This window comes from Coleofasciculus chthonoplastes PCC 7420, from assembly GCF_000155555.1.
Taxonomy (GTDB): domain Bacteria; phylum Cyanobacteriota; class Cyanobacteriia; order Cyanobacteriales; family Coleofasciculaceae; genus Coleofasciculus; species Coleofasciculus chthonoplastes_A.
In genome coordinates this window covers 51,861-70,197 of sequence record NZ_DS989877.1, presented here as the reverse complement: position 1 = coordinate 70,197, position 18,337 = coordinate 51,861, and the positions used below count along the sequence as shown (strand labels likewise).

Genomic DNA, 18,337 nt, shown 5'->3' with positions numbered 1-18,337 from the left:
AATGAACAACAAAACCCGCCCTACCTCACCGATAAATGAACAACAAAATCCACCCTACCTCACCGATAAGTAAATAACAAAACCTGATCCACCTCACCAATAAATGAACAAAACAGTTCTACTGATTTACTAAAAATACAGGAGATTCGAGAACCTGGAAATACATTAGTGCTAAAACAACTAAAGTGTAAACCGTTGATGCCCCAAAACCAATGAGTAAATCTTTTTTAGGATTCCGCTGCTTTTGCTCAAAAAACATATCTGTCGCCCCTATTTGCATCATTAAAATCCCTATAATATTGGAGAGCCAGTAACCAACAGCGGTGAGCGGTAAAAACAGGTCAGGAAAAATCCAACTGAACAGATAGGCAAAAAGGTAGGCAATGGGCAAATTAAAAAATAAATCATTCCACCACGATAATGGGGAGAGCATATAGCCAATTCCCATTAAAAATCCACCTCTCAGTTTTTTCAGCATTGAATTTACCCAGTCTATCTATAGTTATTCCGTTATCATTGGGTAGGGCGGGTTTTGTTGTTTGGTTATCGATGAAGACATAATTGAGTTCCTAAACCCGCCCCTACAGATGAAATATCATGATTATAAACCAAAATACTATTTAGGCTGTTGTTGTTTCGTTATCATTGGGTAGGGCGGGTTTTGTTGTTTGGTTATCGGTGAAGACATAATTGAGTCCCTAAACCCGCCCCTACAGATGAAATATCATGATTATAAACCAAAAATACTATTTAGGTTTTTGTTCGTTATCATTGGGTAGGGCGGGTTTTGTTGTTTGGTTATCGATGAAGACATAATTGAGTTCCTAAACCCGCCCCTACAGATGAAATATCATGATTATAAACCAAAATACTATTTAGGCTGTTGTTGTTTCGTTATCATTGGGTAGGGCGGGTTTTGTTGTTTGGTTATCGGTGAAGACATAATTGAGTCCCTAAACCCGCCCCTACAGATGAAATATCATGATTATAAACCAAAAATACTATTTAGGTTTTTGTTCGTTATCAGTGGGTAGGGCGGGTTTGGTTGTTTAGTTATTGGTGAATACATAATTGAGTTCCTAAACCCGCCCCTACAGATGAAATATCATGATTATAAACCAAAAATACTATTTAGGTTTTTGTTCGTTATCAGTGGGTAGGGCGGGTTTGGTTGTTTAGTTATTGGTGAATACATAATTGAGTTCCTAAACCCGCCCCTACAATTGTCTTCTTTATTAACCGTAGGACTTTATGCACGATTCTATCAATTTTCCATCATCGATTCATTCAACGGCAGTGGAACCACCCATCATTATTCGTCTAGAAAATATATCTAAGGTTTATGGTACGGGTAACACAGAAGTCAAAGCCCTCAGCCAAGTAAATCTAACCATAGATAAAGGTGAATACTGCTCGATTATGGGGGCGTCTGGTTCGGGCAAATCAACTGCCATGAACATTATCGGCTGTCTTGATCAACCCACGTCTGGACGCTATTACCTAGATGGTGTGGATGTTTCTCATCTGGATAATACTCAATTAGCTGGGATTCGCAATGTCAAGATTGGCTTTGTGTTTCAGCAGTTTCACCTGCTCCCTCAACTCACCGCCTTGGAAAATGTGATGTTGCCCATGGTGTATGCTGGAATTTCTCCCCAAGAACGCCGCGATCGCGCCATGAGTGCTTTAAAGCGAGTAGGATTGGAAAACCGCCAGTTCAATAAGCCCAATCAACTGTCTGGTGGACAACAGCAACGAGTAGCCATTGCTCGTGCGATCGTGAATCAACCCGTATTACTTTTGGCAGATGAACCAACCGGGGCGCTGGATTCTCATACAACGGCTGAAGTGATTGGGTTATTTAGCCAACTCAATGAGGAGGGAATTACGGTGGTGATGGTGACTCACGAACCGGATGTCGCTCGTTTGACGAAGCGTATTGTGTGGTTTCGGGATGGTGAAGTCATTCATTCTTATTTGACGCCAGAGGAAATGGTAAAAGTAGCAACAGCGTCGTCAGCCTAAATCCGGATGGCGGGTTTAGTCAAATCTACTTAAAACCGAAAGGATAGTTGTGAAACCCGCCCCTACAAACCCGCCATTAAGTTCCAATTGATATTGGTTTGGCTTTACTGTTCCGCAAAAAACTCATAAAGTTTTGTACGAAAGATTGACTGAGCGTTTTACTTTCCGATTCTTCCGTCAATTGCGCGGGTAAGGGTTCAACGGATTGAGTGGGTAGATTTCCCACGAATAACGGCACTTCTTCGGCTAAACCGACTGTAATTAGGGCAAAGGCAATTTGCTGAACTTTTTCTATCGGGAGTCGTAGTTCCCTGGCAATCATTTTCAGCGAAACTGTCCCTTTTGTGTACTCCCAAATTTGCCATTCGACCGGATCTAATCGGTAACGAAGTTGACCTGTCTTTGTACTGATTAAACCGCTATGAGGATCAGGTAATTTATCAGCTAAGGTATCCCAGTTTGGCAGCACCCTCAATCCCATTAACGTGGCTTCAGTGGCGGGTATGCTCAACCCCGTCATTTCTCGCCCCGGTAGAGGTACATTCTGCTCCAATTTAAATTGAGCATTTTTGAGTTGGAACAGGACACCAATTTGCTGTAAAACCTGAACTTGGAATAACTGCTTGAGATGTTCGGTTTGTAAAACACCGTGATTTTTGAGACACAACCCCAGAGGTTTTCCCGTCGGACAGCACCATTGGACTAGCTTGGCTACCACGCGATCGCTCACCCACTGGTATTGCTCAATCAGTGCGATTAAACCTTGACCATCCAAGCGATTAGCCGTCGCGACAATACGACCTTGGTGAACCCATACATAATAGGGAATTGATGGGCTGGTTAATGCGGTGCGTAATGTGAGTAACCCGGTTTTTTTCCCTTGTTCAATCAAATGAAACAGTTCGGGAAGGGACAAGTCCGATAAGTAACCTCTAATAGCCATAGTTTTAAAAGGACAGTTTTAAGAACATCAGCGCAGACTTCAATCAGGCAGGACGTGTTAAAGCTTTAAAGGAAGTTAGCTGAATTTTAGATTTTCTTAATAATATTATAGCTTAACAATTATTTATATTAGCCGATAGTCTTAATTTTTTCAGCATGATCCTGTCACGTCAGCCGCAGAAGCAAGGACACCGAAGCCTACATGAAGCACCAACATCTGGCTAGCTTACTTCTATATATGAACAAAATGCTCACACGATCCATAATGATTTACAAAAATGGAATTTGCCTTCTGTTGCTTCCGGCGTTGGGAATAATTAAATATAGTGATGTAAATCTAGTTTTCTATAGAATTTATTTATTAGAAAGAAGTAAAAATTCCCAAACTATTATGTTTTAACAACACAATTTAAATAATGTTCAATTAAGACAATTAGAGTATCAATAACTGAATCTTTTTCATTCGCATTTAAGGTAACGAAAGGCGGACGAGTTTTTTCATCCACAAACCCTAGAGCGATCGCGACATTTTCTTCAGACCAAGCGCCTTCACAATCCCTGTGGGTCAAGCCAATTAGCATGGGAATATCTACCCTCTGTTTCATAAACGCGAGCAGCTTGCGGGCTGAGCGAAAATCGCTAGGTCGGTGAGCATCTACCAAAATGATATAAGCATGGGCTTTGCGAATCAAGATATCCCACATAAAATCGAAGCGAGCTTGTCCTGGTGTACCATAGAGATGCAATGCCATTTCTGGGGCAAATTGTAAGCGTCCAAAGTCCATCGCTACGGTTGTTTTTTTCTTAATCTCAGTAGTTTGATCGGTTGAGAGTCGATCTGTATCAACTACAGCAATCTCACTAACTGAGCGAATGAAGGTGGACTTGCCAGCACCTACTGTACCCGTAACAACTAGACGCATAATTTCCACCGTTACTTGCTGCTCCTCAAGAAACCCAGCAAGTTTTGCATAAACGAAGGACTAACCTCAGAGCCATTATCCTCTTTACTGCCGTGATTGGTTCCAGCAGCTACAGGCTCTAACACATCTTCTGCCATTGCTTTAGAACGAGACGCCGCCGTCATCATTGGGACTTCTTGGACTAAACCCACGCTAATCAGTCGGAATGCCGTTTGTTGAATTATTTCTATGGGTTGTTTGAGCTGAGTTGCCATTGTATTCAGAGAAATCGAGCCATTTGAGCGCTGCCAAACTTGCCCTTCCACCGAATCCAAGCGCAGATGACGCTTGCCAATCACTACTCTCGACAGGGCGGAGGTTGGTTCTGGTAGTTTGTTTGCTAATAATACCCAGTCTCTTAACACTCGTAAACCCATTAACGTAGCTTCGGTGGCGCTGAGGCTTAAGCCAGTCATTTCCGTCGTGGGCAAAGTCGCTTTAGTATCAAATTTAAATCGAGCCTCTCTCAGCCGAAACAAACCACAGACTTGCCGTAGAACTTGGGCGTGGAACAACAGTCTGAGTTGTTCCGGCTGGAGAAACGATTGAGTCTTTAAATATAAACCAATCGGAATATTGGCTGGGCAACGGTTCACCTGCTCTCGCAACACTTCCGGGCTAATCCAGCCTCGTTGTACAATCATGGCGAGCAAGCACTGGTGATCCAAGCGATTGGTCACAGCGACAATACGCCCTTGATGTAATAGTACATGGCGTACTCGTTTCTCATGATTTTCTGTCAGGAATCGCAAGGTCAGCAATCCGGTTTTGCTACCTTGATCCAGAAATTGAAATAGTTCGGGGAGAGAAAACTCCGATAAACAGCTTGTAATTGCCATTACTTGTCCACTACTTGCTAAAAACTTGTCAAAAAATAGACCAACTCTAGACTTATTGTCTTAGGTTTACAATTTCAATTGAAGAATAATCAATTTTTTGTTACTTATCTTAGATAAATCATAAATATCTTTATGATCTATAGTAATCGTGTTATCCTAACCTTGGCAACATCAGTCAGAGCGCCAAAGCAACAGTCAGGACAAGTTTACACTGCCTGATTCAAGATTGGGTGTCAGTTCTCAGGATTTTTTCGACTCCAAGACGGGTCTCGCGAGCATCGCTTGAGTCTGCCTCACTGACTTGAGAGAGCTATAGGGATTCAATCTCTATCCCAATATGAGCTTAAACTAAACCCCACACTACGTTCTGGGCAAATTCATTCTTCACTTCTTCAGTGGGTGAAAGAGAGTATCCCACCCCGTCACAGCCCTGATAGAGGTAGGAGATGAATTGCGATTCCTGTCGGGTTCATGAATTATTCGGCGATCTGTGATTGAGTGTCATACGCTCCGGATATTTTCCGGATTGGATCAAGCGCCGCTTTCAACTCTGGAATGACACGCTTAATTTCCAGCAACAGTACACCTTGTTTCGCCGCTTTGCTAGCTAAAACCAGTAACACAGCATATTCGCCGCAATTGGTCAAAATGCCGTAGCCGCGATCGCCTTCCACGTAGATGCGATCAAGAAAGCCTCGGGACAATTCTGAGCCAATCCGCTCTCCCAACGACAGCATCGCGGCTGACATGGCGGAAACTCGTTCTTCATCCATCTCATTGGGCAAGCTTGAAGCTAAGGGTAGCCCGTCTGGAGACACCAAAGCTGCTCCCTGAACCTCACTGGTGCCCGTCACAAAATTTTGCAAAATGTTCTCAATCTTCGCCGTGTTAATGGTCATTGTCATCATCCTCGATAAGTCCGGGTTTGAGCTGGTGAGACAGTCAAAGGGTATGAATACCACTAAATCCATCCATTATCCAAGTATCCAACTCTATCTCACAATCGAACTTATCACGGACTTTTCGATCAATCGGATAGGGGCTTGGTTACCAAGCCCCTACTTCCCCAATCCCTTGAGACTCTATAAACTAGGAGTTTTTCCGGTTTCTTCCTGGCTGGGAACGGGGTCAACGGGACTGTAACCCATATCACCAGCAACTTGGCGCAGTAGGGAGATTTGCCCCTCGAAATCTAGATTTTCGATTTGGGATAGAATCGAATTCACCTCTGACTGAGCTTTGTAGTCTAGGGGCATATCGACAACCGTATCACCCATTCCTTGCGCCCAAGCATACCAGACTAACAATTGGTTATTTTCACTCAATGCCCCATACGCCCGTGATACTTGTGTATCCTCACAATTGACGATTTCTCGCATCGCGGCTAGCTGCTGATCATCTGAAAGGTTGTAGAAATGGGTTTACACCAGTCGGTTGAGTAGAAGCCATATAGTTTTTTTCCTCTAATACAACAAAATATCTCTACTCTTATGTTTACCAAACTTTACAAACAGGGATCGCCCTCCGATCGGTAGAGTTTGCTTAGAATCTGTGGTTAGATCAACATCTTCCTCTATCCAGAGACGATGAAGTTGGTGGGAAGACAAAGACAATGACCACCGAATGCAGGATAATGGGCAAAGCGTTCACATTCTGTTACCTTAGACGTTCCTCCCTGTCAAAGCACTTATTTTTTCATCGGTTATGCGGACTCATTATTGCGGCGAATTGCGAAGTAACCATGTTGGTGAAACCGTTACCCTCTGTGGTTGGGTAGATCGGCGACGTGACCACGGGGGGGTGATATTTTTAGATTTGCGCGATCGCACGGGTATTGTGCAAATTGTTAGTGATCCTCAGCGCACGCCGGATTCTTATCCGAATGCAGAAGCCGTGCGGAATGAATATGTGGTGCAAATTACCGGGCGTGTGAGTCGGCGTCCTGATGATTCGCTCAACCCAAACTTATCCACGGGTGAAGTGGAAGTGTATGCGGATCAGATTACACCGTTGAATACGGTGCGGAAGCAGTTACCCTTTCAGGTGTCTACTGCTGACGCCGAAGCCGTGCGGGAAGACTTGCGGCTCAAATATCGGTATCTGGATATTCGCCGCGATCGCATGCGCCAAAATATAGAATTGCGCCATGAGGTGATTAAGGCGATTCGTCGGTATTTAGAAGATGAGCAACACTTCATTGAGGTGGAAACCCCAATGTTAACCCGTTCCACACCGGAAGGGGCGAGAGACTATTTGGTACCGTCTCGCGTGAATCCTGGACAATGGTATGCCCTACCACAATCCCCGCAATTATTCAAGCAATTGTTGATGGTCGCCGGATTAGACCGTTACTATCAGATTGCCCGTTGCTTTCGGGATGAAGATTTAAGGGCAGATCGTCAGCCGGAGTTTACCCAGTTGGACATGGAAATGAGTTTTATGTCCCAGGATGAGATTCTCCAGCTTAATGAAGGCTTGGTTTGTCATATCTTTAAAACCGTAAAAGGGATAGACATTCCCCGCCCCTTTCCCCGTTTTACCTACGCTGAAGTCATGGAACGCTACGGTACGGATAAACCCGATACCCGCTTTGGCTTGGAACTGGTGGATGTATCGGAATTACTCAAAGATTCAGGATTTAAAGTCTTTTCCGGTGCAGTGGCGGCTGGGGGTAAGGTAAAAGTGTTACCAATTCCTGGCGGTAACGACAAAATTTCCAACGTGCGAATTAAACCCGGTAAGAGTGGTGACTTGTTTAACGAAGCCGCTGCAGCAGGTGCTAAAGGTTTAGCTTATATTCGGGTGCGAGACAACTGGGAAATCGATACGATTGGGGCGATTAAAGATAATCTCAGTGAAGAACAGAAACAGAAATTACTGGAGATTACAGGGGCAAAACCCGGTCATTTACTCCTATTTGGTGCGGGGGATACGGATGTGGTGAATAAAACATTAGATCGTCTGCGCCAAGTATTGGGTCAAGAGTTAGGACTAATTAACCCGACGAAAATTAATTTACTCTGGGTGACAGATTATCCGATGTTTGAATGGAATGCGGATGAAAAGCGCTTAGAGGCAATTCATCACCCCTTTACCGCGCCACACCCTGATGATATCGATGATCTGAAAACGGCAAGGGCGCAAGCGTATGACTTAGTGTATAACGGCTATGAAGTCGGCGGTGGCAGTTTGCGGATGTACCAGCCGGATATTCAGAGACGAGTATTTGAGGCGATTGGATTGTCGCCAGAAGAGGCTCAAAATAAATTTGGTTTCTTACTGGAAGCCTTTGATTATGGCGCACCCCCTCATGGCGGAATTGCTTATGGCTTAGATCGGTTAGTTATGTTGTTAGCCGGGGAAGAATCGATTCGGGATGTGATTGCGTTTCCCAAGACGCAGCAAGCCAGTTGTTTGTTAACGGAAGCACCCGCCCAGGTGGGAGAAAAACAGTTGAAGGAATTGCACGTTGCTTCTACCTATAAGCCGAAGAAAGCGTCTGGGGTCAAGTAGATCGTTCGTTTTGGCAATAGTGTAGAGACGCGCCATGGCGCGTCTCTACTAGGGTATTTTGGGAGAGAGGGAGATGATAACGCCTATAATCAGATTAAATCGCTGAAGCACAATGGCGCGATTGCAGCCAAATGCAACTTGAATCAATAGGACAAAAAAGAATGCTCAATAGTCTCCAAGAACTGATTAACGAGCCAGAAATTGCTCAAATTGATGACCCAGAGGAGATATTCACGACGAGTGAGGTAAGCTGGAATCAATACGAAGCCCTACTAGCCAAACTGGAAAACAATCCTCATTACCACATCACCTATTCGGATGGAGTATTAGAAATTGTGTCACCGTCTTTTAAACATGAAAAACTTAAAAAACGTCTGGCTACACTGATAGAGTTTTATTTGATAAAAAAGCGAATCAAACACACGCCGAGGGGAAGTCCCCGAGTCAAGAAGCAACTTAAAAAAGTGGGCGCTGAACCGGATGAATGTTACTGCATTGGAGAGGAGAAAGATATACCAGACTTAGCGGTGGAAGTCATTATTACCAGTGGCAGTATTGACAAGCTGGATATCTACCGACGTTTGGGCGTGACTGAGGTATGGCTAGGGAAAAAGAATCGACTAAAACTCTATCATTTACGAGAAGCAACGCTATCTATATTTGAGGATAACTATGGATATGAACAAATTGTAACCAGCGAATTATTACCAGAATTAGATATAGCGTTACTAGAACAATGTGTTTTTATTTCTGACCAAATTGAAGCGATCGATGCTTTTGAACAAGGACTCAAAGTTTAGTTGTATGGTTTTTATTTATTGTGGGATTTGATCAAATTTATACAATAGATAAAATACACGATAAGCACAGAAGAGGAAACGGCAATGCCGTGTCCCTACGATAACAAGCGAGATAATGGATTGGGTAGGGGCACGATACTATCGTGCCCTCCAAGCTGTGGTGTAAATCATCCAAGTTTTATTTATGATAAAAGAGACTAATGGCTTTCCTTAATCGCGTAATTTGCCCCAGTACGATTTGGTAGGGTGCGTTCCTTAATTCAACCCCTGATCTCAAACCAAATATCTGGATGAGAACGCACCATCTCCATGAACAAACTGTTGAAAAATTGGATATCAGGGTTATTGTAAGCTGTTCGGCATTTAAACCATAATGTCAAGAATTGCGAAATCCTTGTAGTGCGTTAAGCGAAGCCATGCCGAAGGCTTTGCATCTTGCTCGCTACCCATTCCCAATTTAAATGCGTGACAGCTTAGTGTAATTCCCATCCTACAGCGCAGTCCCGAAACTTACCGCAGGCGATCGCTAATCCTGTCGGGTGCATCACTACTCTACAATAAGGGGAGAATGAAAAATACCAAGAGTCCAATAAAATGGTTAAAATTATTCTAAATTTATCTGAGGAAATATTGTCAGCACGGCGTAAGTCTCCCCAGGAGTTTGGGGAGGAGATGCGTTTGGCAGCGGCGATATTTTGGTATAGCAACCGCCATGGCTGTTAGGACACATCATTTATGTAGAGACGCGCCATGGCGCGTCTCTACAATGGTGCCGAACGTCCTAATCGATGTGTCTATTGCTATATCAGCAGGGGGAAGTGTCTCAGGAGAAGGCGGCGCAGATTTCTGGATTAAATCGTCGGGATTTTCTGGAAGTTTTGGCTCGGCATAAAATTGATGTTTTTCGGGTAGATTTCGATGATTTGGAGCAGGAGTTAGAGCGTGCCTAGCTTGACGGTAATTAATACTTCACCACTGATTTTTTTGAGTAAGGGTGGGTATCTTGAGTTATTGCGGGTGCTGAGTGCTGAGATTGTTGTACCGATGGCGGTGCGAGATGAAATCTATGCTTATGGGGAGGATGAATCGCCGGATAAGCTAAATTGGGCGCAAGCCTTGCGCCCCTACACGCCCCTACAATTTATGCACGCAAGCCTAATCCATCCAATTAGATGTGCCACGCTACTACATCTTTCTGGCGGGGATGCATCAAAACGAATGACAAAGGACGGAGGACAAAGGACAAATGACTTACAATTCCTCTTTGATGGGAGAAATAGGCAAATACTTCTCAATTATTTCACCTACGCCTAATCCCAAGCACCCAAAGCCCATACCCAACATGATAATACTTAACTCCGCACTGTTAAAAAAAGCCGCGCCTGGTTTAATTAAGGTTAGTATCAGCATTGCTACTGCCGAAAAACCACTAATAATTAATGCCAATCGGACACTACTTGAAGCAAACGTATAGCCTCCGGTTTCATCGACGAGATAAGCCGCAAAGGGAACCCAAACGGTTGCTACATACACGGCATAAAACAAGATAATGAGACTAATAATTGAACCACCCTTCAACGCGACGGCTAATCCCAAACCCGTATTGATAATGACAACCAATAGCCGATTCGGTTGAGAATCGGAAATTAATTCAAAGTCTAAAACCACCTTCGTCTGCACCCGCAAAATACTACTCCCGACGCCTAAAGCGGGTACGATTAATGATAAAATCAACAACTGTCCCCCCAAGTGATTAGCGCCTCCACCCAGCCATAGTAAAATCCAAGGAATGATTGCTTTGCCATCAATATCGGTGGGTAAAATCCCAGCCGTTTGGCTAGCAATTACTACAGCAGACGGTAATAATGCCAGAAACAGGAATAAGATAGCCGCTAAGACACAGCCGAGATAGAGGCTACGCATATTCTTAGCTTGCACGACAAATTGGTGATATTTCATATCAATCAACACCAGCAATACTGTCGATAAGGAGATGCCGATTAAAGCCGGAGGACTCATCTGGTGAAGTGCGGGGATGAAATCCATCGGGGCGTGCAAATAGAGGGGAACCGCGTGCAGTTTCGCGATCGCGTACAATAATGCCAGGATATTGAATCCCAATAATCCCCGGAATAGCCAACTGGCTTTCTCAATGGGGAGTATCGAAGAAAGCAGAAAAACCAGTGCTAAGCCTAGCATACTGGGCTGTACGGGTAAATCTAAGACTTTGAGGATAAATGCGCCCGCAATAATTTGCACCGCAAAAATCCCAATTAGCGATAACCAGGACATGATTCCCACCAGCACTTTGACAGTATATCCGTAGCGGTTCCCCAGTAATGTCCAGATTGGTTCAACTGATCGCCAATAGAATCGAGCAAATACCAGGAGTATCAGGGTGCCAAGGGCAATAGAAATCGGATAGAGGCTACCTGCCCAACCCAAGGTTAAGGCTTTTTCGGCGGTTCCGAGAACAAATCCCAAACCATAATGTGCCGACACCAGCAAAGCCGCCAAGGAAAAGAAGCCGAGTTGTCTGGTTTCAGTGTGATTCACAGATGACAAGAAAATAAGTCATATCTTAAGTTTGCAATTTAATCCCTCTCTACGTAAATTGCAATCTTTTAGCAGCACAGAAGAGGACACGGCAATGCCGTACCCCTACTGTCGTGTAAAAAGGTAATAGGTAACAGGCAAAAGACCTAATACCCGCTCAAATTTAAAGTGGTCACTTCTAACGTACCCAAATCAACGCAACGGATGACATGATTATTCGTATCAGCGATGTAGAGACGAGCCGCGATCGCACTGACTCCAGAAGGTTCGGCAAACTCCGCCTCATGACTCTGACCGTCACGGTGTCCCGCTTTTCCGTTACCTAATAACGTCTGACAACTCCCTGTAGTCGGATCGACGCGCTTAATTTTGTGATTATAAGTATCCGCTACCCAGAGGTAATTTTGCGTATATTCCACCCCTAAACAGTGCTGGAGTCGTACCTCTGACTTGTGACCATCGCGATCGCCAAACTCAAACAGTTCACCACTGCCACAAATTGTCCGCACAGGTAAATTATTAATTAGACCCACTCCCCGAATCGAACTGACTTCACTATCAGCCACGTAGAGTTCTCGACCATCGCTGGTAATCCCACTGGGTTGAGCAAAGGCGGCTTCATTAAGTGACCCATCTAAGCAAGCTTCTGCACCTGTCCCCGCATAAGTGCCAATCTCACCCGTTTCAAGCTGCATTTCCCAGATTTGATGAGAACCCGCCATCGCAATCAACAGGCGATTATCAATTATTTCAATATCCCACGGCGAATTTAACGCTGTCTGTAACCCTAAACCGCTATGGGGTTGAATCTGGCGACTTTGCTCTCCAGTACCCGCGATGGTTTCAACTTGCTTAGTTTCTAGATGAATGCAGCGCAAGCAATGATTGTCCGTATCTGCTACATAAAGACGCTGGTTGTCGGGATCTAGGGTGATACCTTGAGGCGCAAAAAATTGGGCTTCGGCAAACGTACCATCGGTCAATCCCGGTTCACCTGTACCAATAATATTTAATACTTCACCTGTCAACGTACTCACCAGAATGCGATGATGACCAGAGTCAGCAATAAATAGGCGATCGCTAAATTCATCAGCCAGGACTTTACCGGGAAATGCCAAAGGATTGGTCAGGGGATGTTGCTGTTTTTCCAAGGTGAAATGAAGTGGCTCCATTGTCATTGTGCCTTTGTGCTGGTGTTTCTGAATCAGTTCCCCTATGAGTTGATCGAGAACCTCTCGATTCCCTTCTCCCGCCACGTCTCTAATCACATATCCTTCTGGGTCAATCACAATTAACGTGGGCCACGCCCGAACCGCATACTGCTGCCAGAGATTACCATTAAAGTCTACAACAACGGGATGCTCGACATCGTAGCGAAGAATTGCCTGACGAATATTTTCTGCATCTTTTTCGTTATCAAATTTAGCTGAGTGAATACCAATCACAATCAGACTATCTTTATATTTTTGTTCTAAATAGTTTAAGTCTGGCAGAACATGGAGACAGTTAATACAGCAGTACGTCCAAAAGTCGAGAATCACCACTCGCCCTTTCAAATTCGTCAGGGAAAGCGGGTGATTGGTATTTAACCAGATGCTGTCTTGGGGAAGTTCTGGCGCTCGAACCCGTGGTGTCATGCGATTCTCAGTGATTGTTCATTGCTTACTGCTGAGATCCTAACCCACCGTTCACCGTAATACCGTTTTTCCAAGTATTCGCAACAGATGTAATCTGCTTTCCGTCCCCCTTCAGATCCCCCTTCCGTCCCCCTTCAAAAGGGGGAGACCAGATGTTGCTTCGCTTTTTTTCCATGGGAGAGACCAGATGTTGCTTCGCTTTTGATTCCATGGGGGAGACCAGATGTTGCTTCGCTTTTTGTTCCATGGGGGAGACCAGATGTTGCTTCGCTTTTTTTGCACGGGGAAGCCAGAGGATGCTTCGCTTTTTTTCCATGGGAGAGACCAAAGAAAGCTTCGCTTTTTGTTCTATGGGGAAGCCAGTTATTCGCATTATCTTTCAATCAGTTCGGGTAAGGTTGGTGGCAAGTCAGCGTCAGGAACGACAGGCTTAATTGTTGGTGTTGGCGAGGGAGTTGGCGTGTTTTCTTCCGATTCAGGGGATTCCGGCGGTAATGGTTTATCGGGAGTTACTGATTTTTCTGTTGCCTCTTCTGGGACGGTTTTGGTTGTCTCTGGGTTCGATTCCGTGTCCTCTGGAATCACTTCAGATGGCTGTGGAGGAGTTTTTGGGGCTGGAGTTACTGGTTCGGTTTCCGCTTGGGGTTTCTCTGGGGATGTTTGAGTTTTATCCAAAGGTGTAGATGCTTCGGGTTCTGGCTGAGATTTGGTTTCCTCAGTCACGATATCCGAGGCTTCCTCAGGAGTTTTTTGGGATGGAGTTACAGGTTCTGTCTTTGCTTGCGGTTCCTGTGGGGATGTTTGAGTTTTATCGAGGGGTGTAGATGCTTCGGGTTTTGGCTGAGATTTGGTTTCCTCAGTCACGATATCCGAGGCTTCCTCAGGAGTTTCTTGGTCTGGAGTTACAGGTTCTGTATCGGCTTGGGGTTCTGGCGGTAACTCTGTTTCCTCTGGCAAAACTTCAGGTTCAGGTAACGGTGTTTCTAGTTCTTCTGGTTGTTCAGGGGATGGGGTAGGAGACACTTTGGGTTTTTGGAATCGTTCCCGGATGGTTTGATAGAAGCGATTGAAAAAGCCACGGGTGGGGGATTTGTCTGTGGGTGTGGCTTCAGGAGTTTCCAAGTCTTTGGCTGAGGGGAAGGTTTCATCGGGCGTAGCAGGTTCTACGACTGTGGGAGAGTCTTCCCCTGTTTTGGTTTCAGGTATTGGTTTTTCTTGAACAGGTGTTTCGGGTTCAGGGGTGGGAATTTCTTCGGGTATCTCTGGTTCAACCGTTGGTTCTTCTTCAACAGGAGTGGGAGACACTGACGGTATTGGTGTTGGCTCGACGGTAGGCGATGGAGTCGGTTCAGGGGCGGGTGTCGGGGTTACTTCTGGCGTGGGTGTTGGTGCGGCTTGAACTTTATAGTTGGGATCGATAAGGCTACGGGCAACTTCAATAGAGAGTTCGTTCCGCATTAACTGAGAGAGTGTGTCATTGCCCCCTGGCTGATAACTAATTAGCCGCGCTGTGTTATTGTAGGCGTTTTTAACCGGATTTCCTTGCTCATCCAGAAACTCTAACTGCACCCAGTTTTTACCGGGTTTAAAGCCGTTGAGATAAACAGACTGCCAGCGATCGAGGGTAAAACTTTCACCATTGATGGTGACGCGAATTTGCCAATCGACAATTTCGTCTTCTGGGTTTTCCTGGGCGACGAGGTGCAGGGGAGCATTTGTCAGGTAGTAGTCGAGCAGGATAGGTTCAGTACCATAGCTGCCTAGGGGATGGTTGTAGGTTAAAAGCGGTAGGTTGGTTACCGGATTATTATTGTCAGTTTTGGTAAATACGTGAAATGTGGTTTGAGCGTAGGCTCCTTCATTTTTAAAGCTTTCATGCCAAGGACGAGCGGCGAACACTCTTAGGGTGTGGGTTCCGGGGGATAAGTCTTCCAAGATTAGGGGTTTATCGACGTTGTAAACCGGAATATGAGACTGATTGTCAAGAATTACGTTGAGATGAGGACCCATGTTTAATTCTGGGTTTTTGAACAGGGGTAAGTCCTGCACCTGGAATTTTACGGAGACGGTGATGTCTTGGAGAATCTGATCCGGAGTGGGACTCAAGATGGTGACTTGAGGCTGATAGCTTTCTAAGCGGCGGTTCAATTGCTGAATCACTGGGGGTGGGGCGACTTCTGAGAGTTGTGCCACTGGTTTGGTTGGCGGTGGGGCTTCCTCTTCAATGGGGGGTAAGGTTTCGGTGCTTTTGCCACATGCCACCAGTCCCACCATCAGTACTACTACCAGTACGACTGAACAAATTGCTCTTACTGTTTTCCACCAGAGATTCCTAGCCAACACACCATCTCCTCAACTAATTCTGCTCATTAGGAACTATAGCGAACAATGGCTCCTCCTCTACTCCTCCTCTACATGATGGATGGGGGAGATAACGAAGGACGAAGGACGAATGACCAATCTGAGATTAAACCCATCTATTGTTTAGTTTTGTAAATTTTATCGATCACACTCTTGACTTTTTTGGGAGTTTGCTCAAATCAAAACCCAAAGTAGACCTTGATTTGCTCAAATTTGAATTTTTGTTAAGTGCAGCCCAAGACTGCCTCCAGCAAGACCTATCATCAACAAAAGAGTTATCCCCTAGATTTCAACGGGGATATCGTTTTTCCAGGAAAGTTACGCCAAAAGCGGTACTTTCCGCTAAATTGATAAAAAAGCAAACTTCCTTTTGGATATTTCTCGTTCCTTGTATAGAGAGGAGACTCCTGATGACAATCAGCCCTCCTGAGCGGGACACGAAGGCAAAGGTAACAGTTGATAAAGATCCCGTTCCTACTTCATTTGAGAAGTGGTCTAAACCGGGACATTTCGACCGTACCCTAGCCAAGGGACCAAAAACCACCACTTGGATTTGGAACCTTCACGCGAACGCTCATGATTTCGATAGTCATACCAGTGACCTAGAAGATGTATCGCGCAAAATCTTTAGCGCTCACTTCGGTCACCTAGCGGTTATTTTTGTCTGGTTGAGCGGCATGTATTTCCATGGCGCTCGGTTTTCCAACTACGAAGCTTGGCTTACTGATCCAATCAATATCAAGCCAAGCGCTCAAGTAGTCTGGCCCATCGTGGGTCAAGACATTTTAAATGCGGATGTCGGTGGCGGGTTCCACGGCATTCAAATCACGTCAGGATTCTTCCAAATCTGGCGTGCATCTGGAATCACGAATGAATTCCAACTCTACTGCACCGCTATTGGTGGTCTAGTCATGGCAGCCCTCATGCTGTTTGCTGGCTGGTTCCACTACCACAAGCGGGCGCCCAAGTTGGAATGGTTCCAGAATGTAGAGTCCGTAATGAACCACCACTTAGCTGGATTGTTAGGTTGTGGATCATTAGGTTGGGCGGGTCACCAGATTCACGTCTCTCTGCCGATCAACAAGCTACTGGATGCTGGGGTAGCTCCTGAGGATATTCCTCTCCCCCATGAGTTCATCCTGAACAAGAGCTTGATGGCAGAGTTATATCCCAGTTTCGAGCAAGGGTTGAAGCCTTTCTTTACCCTGAACTGGGGGGCGTATGCTGACTTCCTCACCTTTAAAGGTGGGTTAAACCCAACCACAGGTGGATTGTGGCTCTCAGACACCGCGCATCACCACTTAGCGATCGCGGTTCTGTTTATCATCGCAGGTCACTTCTACCGGACGAACTGGGGAATTGGTCATAGCTTTAAGGAAGTTCTGGAAGCTCATAAAGGTCCCTTTACCGGTCAAGGCCACAAAGGGATGTATGAGATCTTCACCACCTCCTGGCATGCTCAACTGTCCTGGAACTTAGCGCTGCTCGGTTCGCTGACCATTATCGTGGCGCATCACATGTACGCGATGCCTCCGTATCCGTACTTAGCCACCGATTATGGAACGCAATTGTCCATCTTTACCCACCACATGTGGATTGGTGCATTCTGTATCGTTGGGGGGGCTGCTCACGCAGCGATCTTCATGGTGCGGGACTACGATCCGAATATTCATGTGGATAACCTGTTAGATCGGGTACTTCGTCACCGGGATGCGATTATTTCTCACCTGAACTGGGTTTGTATCTTCCTCGGCTTCCATAGCTTCGGTCTGTACGTTCACAACGACACGATGCGGGCTTTTGGTCGTCCTCAAGATATGTTCTCGGATACGGGGATTCAACTCCAACCGATCTTTGCTCAGTGGGTGCAGCATTTGCATACCCTAGCTCCCGGCGGAACCGCTCCCAATGCCCTAGAACCTGTCAGCTACGCCTTTGGCGGTGGCATGGTTGCTGTGGGTGGCAAAGTGGCAATGATGCCCATCACCTTGGGAACGGCGGATTTCTTAATCCACCATATTCACGCCTTCCAGATTCATGTCACCGCACTGATTCTGCTTAAAGGTGTGCTATACGCCCGGAACTCTCGTTTGATTCCTGACAAATCATCCCTGGGTTTCCGCTTCCCCTGCGATGGTCCAGGTCGGGGTGGTACTTGCCAAGTATCAGCTTGGGATCATGTTTTCCTCGGTCTGTTCTGGATGTATAACTGCATCTCGATTGTGATTTTCCACTTTAGCTGGAAGATGCAGTCCGATGTGTGGGGAACAGTGGCGTCCGATGGTACCGTGTCTCACATCACGGGCGGTAACTTTGCCGCCAGCGCCATTACGATTAACGGTTGGTTGCGTGACTTCCTCTGGGCGCAAGCCTCTCAGGTGATTAACTCCTACGGTACAGCGTTGTCAGCTTATGGCATCCTGTTCTTAGGCGCTCACTTTGTCTGGGCATTCAGTTTGATGTTCCTGTTCAGTGGTCGCGGCTACTGGCAAGAGCTGATCGAATCCATTGTCTGGGCGCATAATAAACTAAAAGTGGCTCCAGCGATTCAGCCTCGCGCTCTGAGCATCGTTCAGGGTCGGGCTGTGGGGGTAGCTCACTACCTCCTAGGAGGAATTGTCACCACTTGGTCGTTCTTCCTGGCACGAATCCTATCAGTCGGATGACGGCTGTTTGAATCGATACCACTATAAAGCAGGACA

15 protein-coding genes and 2 pseudogenes are annotated in these 18,337 nt (G+C 45.7%); 7 read left to right on the top strand and 10 right to left on the bottom strand.

What is annotated here, in order from left to right:
• Positions 1 to 118: 118 nt before the first annotated feature.
• Positions 119 to 478 carry a hypothetical protein gene (locus tag MC7420_RS32915; protein WP_006106158.1) on the bottom strand — a complete coding sequence of 120 codons (360 nt, stop codon included), beginning with the start codon at positions 476 to 478 and terminating at the stop codon, positions 119 to 121.
• Positions 479 to 1,251: 773 nt separating this feature from the next.
• Between MC7420_RS32915 and MC7420_RS32910 the strand changes: the two genes are divergently transcribed.
• The gene (locus MC7420_RS32910; protein ID WP_006106113.1) at positions 1,252 to 2,025 is read left to right on the top strand and encodes an ABC transporter ATP-binding protein; all 774 of its coding nucleotides are present in this window, start codon (positions 1,252 to 1,254) and stop codon (positions 2,023 to 2,025) included.
• A gap of 76 nt (positions 2,026 to 2,101) precedes the next feature.
• Here the strand turns inward: MC7420_RS32910 and MC7420_RS32905 are convergent, their stop codons facing one another.
• From MC7420_RS32905 to MC7420_RS32885, 5 genes and pseudogenes are all read right to left on the bottom strand, one after another.
• Positions 2,102 to 2,968 carry a DUF4388 domain-containing protein gene (locus tag MC7420_RS32905; RefSeq protein ID WP_006106123.1) on the bottom strand — a complete coding sequence of 289 codons (867 nt, stop codon included), beginning with the start codon at positions 2,966 to 2,968 and terminating at the stop codon, positions 2,102 to 2,104.
• A gap of 388 nt (positions 2,969 to 3,356) precedes the next feature.
• Positions 3,357 to 3,890 carry a GTP-binding protein gene (locus MC7420_RS32900; RefSeq protein WP_006106141.1) on the bottom strand — a complete coding sequence of 178 codons (534 nt, stop codon included), beginning with the start codon at positions 3,888 to 3,890 and terminating at the stop codon, positions 3,357 to 3,359.
• A gap of 11 nt (positions 3,891 to 3,901) precedes the next feature.
• Complete coding sequence (locus MC7420_RS32895) at positions 3,902 to 4,768, bottom strand: DUF4388 domain-containing protein (RefSeq protein ID WP_006106096.1); 867 nt, start codon at positions 4,766 to 4,768, stop codon at positions 3,902 to 3,904.
• Positions 4,769 to 5,244: 476 nt separating this feature from the next.
• The gene (locus tag MC7420_RS32890) at positions 5,245 to 5,667 is read right to left on the bottom strand and encodes a roadblock/LC7 domain-containing protein (RefSeq protein ID WP_044211052.1); all 423 of its coding nucleotides are present in this window, start codon (positions 5,665 to 5,667) and stop codon (positions 5,245 to 5,247) included.
• 183 nt (positions 5,668 to 5,850) lie between these two features.
• Positions 5,851 to 6,183 (bottom strand): annotated as a pseudogene (locus tag MC7420_RS32885) (orange carotenoid protein N-terminal domain-containing protein); the annotation flags it as partial.
• Between the two features lie 289 nt (positions 6,184 to 6,472).
• Between MC7420_RS32885 and aspS the strand changes: the two are divergent.
• From aspS to MC7420_RS40950, 5 genes and pseudogenes are all read left to right on the top strand, one after another.
• On the top strand, positions 6,473 to 8,281 hold the full coding sequence (gene aspS / locus MC7420_RS32880; RefSeq protein WP_006106097.1) for an aspartate--tRNA ligase: 1,809 nt from the start codon (positions 6,473 to 6,475) through the stop codon (positions 8,279 to 8,281).
• Between the two features lie 161 nt (positions 8,282 to 8,442).
• Positions 8,443 to 9,081, top strand: a complete 639-nt coding sequence (locus tag MC7420_RS32875) for a Uma2 family endonuclease (protein ID WP_006106089.1) — start codon at positions 8,443 to 8,445, stop codon at positions 9,079 to 9,081.
• A gap of 594 nt (positions 9,082 to 9,675) precedes the next feature.
• Complete coding sequence (locus tag MC7420_RS43095; protein ID WP_006106142.1) at positions 9,676 to 9,804, top strand: hypothetical protein; 129 nt, start codon at positions 9,676 to 9,678, stop codon at positions 9,802 to 9,804.
• Between the two features lie 83 nt (positions 9,805 to 9,887).
• A pseudogene (locus tag MC7420_RS37590) lies at positions 9,888 to 10,031 on the top strand (UPF0175 family protein); the annotation flags it as partial.
• Positions 10,024 to 10,395: a hypothetical protein gene (locus MC7420_RS40950; protein ID WP_157453432.1), complete on the top strand. Its 372-nt coding sequence runs from the start codon at positions 10,024 to 10,026 to the stop codon at positions 10,393 to 10,395. The pseudogene MC7420_RS37590 and the gene MC7420_RS40950, both read left to right, overlap by 8 nt.
• Here the strand turns inward: MC7420_RS40950 and MC7420_RS32870 are convergent.
• The 4 genes from MC7420_RS32870 to MC7420_RS38775 form a co-directional block, all read right to left on the bottom strand.
• The gene (locus tag MC7420_RS32870; protein ID WP_006106106.1) at positions 10,333 to 11,637 is read right to left on the bottom strand and encodes a hypothetical protein; all 1,305 of its coding nucleotides are present in this window, start codon (positions 11,635 to 11,637) and stop codon (positions 10,333 to 10,335) included. The genes MC7420_RS40950 and MC7420_RS32870 overlap by 63 nt on opposite strands.
• A 146-nt stretch (positions 11,638 to 11,783) precedes the next feature.
• On the bottom strand, positions 11,784 to 13,274 hold the full coding sequence (locus tag MC7420_RS32865; protein ID WP_006106155.1) for a thioredoxin-like domain-containing protein: 1,491 nt from the start codon (positions 13,272 to 13,274) through the stop codon (positions 11,784 to 11,786).
• Positions 13,275 to 13,299: 25 nt separating this feature from the next.
• Complete coding sequence (locus MC7420_RS40945) at positions 13,300 to 13,647, bottom strand: hypothetical protein (protein WP_006106115.1); 348 nt, start codon at positions 13,645 to 13,647, stop codon at positions 13,300 to 13,302.
• Complete coding sequence (locus MC7420_RS38775; RefSeq protein WP_198016615.1) at positions 13,647 to 15,614, bottom strand: hypothetical protein; 1,968 nt, start codon at positions 15,612 to 15,614, stop codon at positions 13,647 to 13,649. Before MC7420_RS38775 ends, MC7420_RS40945 begins: the two co-directional genes overlap by 1 nt.
• A gap of 431 nt (positions 15,615 to 16,045) precedes the next feature.
• Between MC7420_RS38775 and psaA the strand changes: the two genes are divergently transcribed.
• Entirely contained in the window at positions 16,046 to 18,301 is a 2,256-nt protein-coding gene (gene psaA, locus MC7420_RS32850; protein WP_044211051.1) for a photosystem I core protein PsaA, read from the top strand.
• Positions 18,302 to 18,337 lie beyond the last annotated feature (36 nt).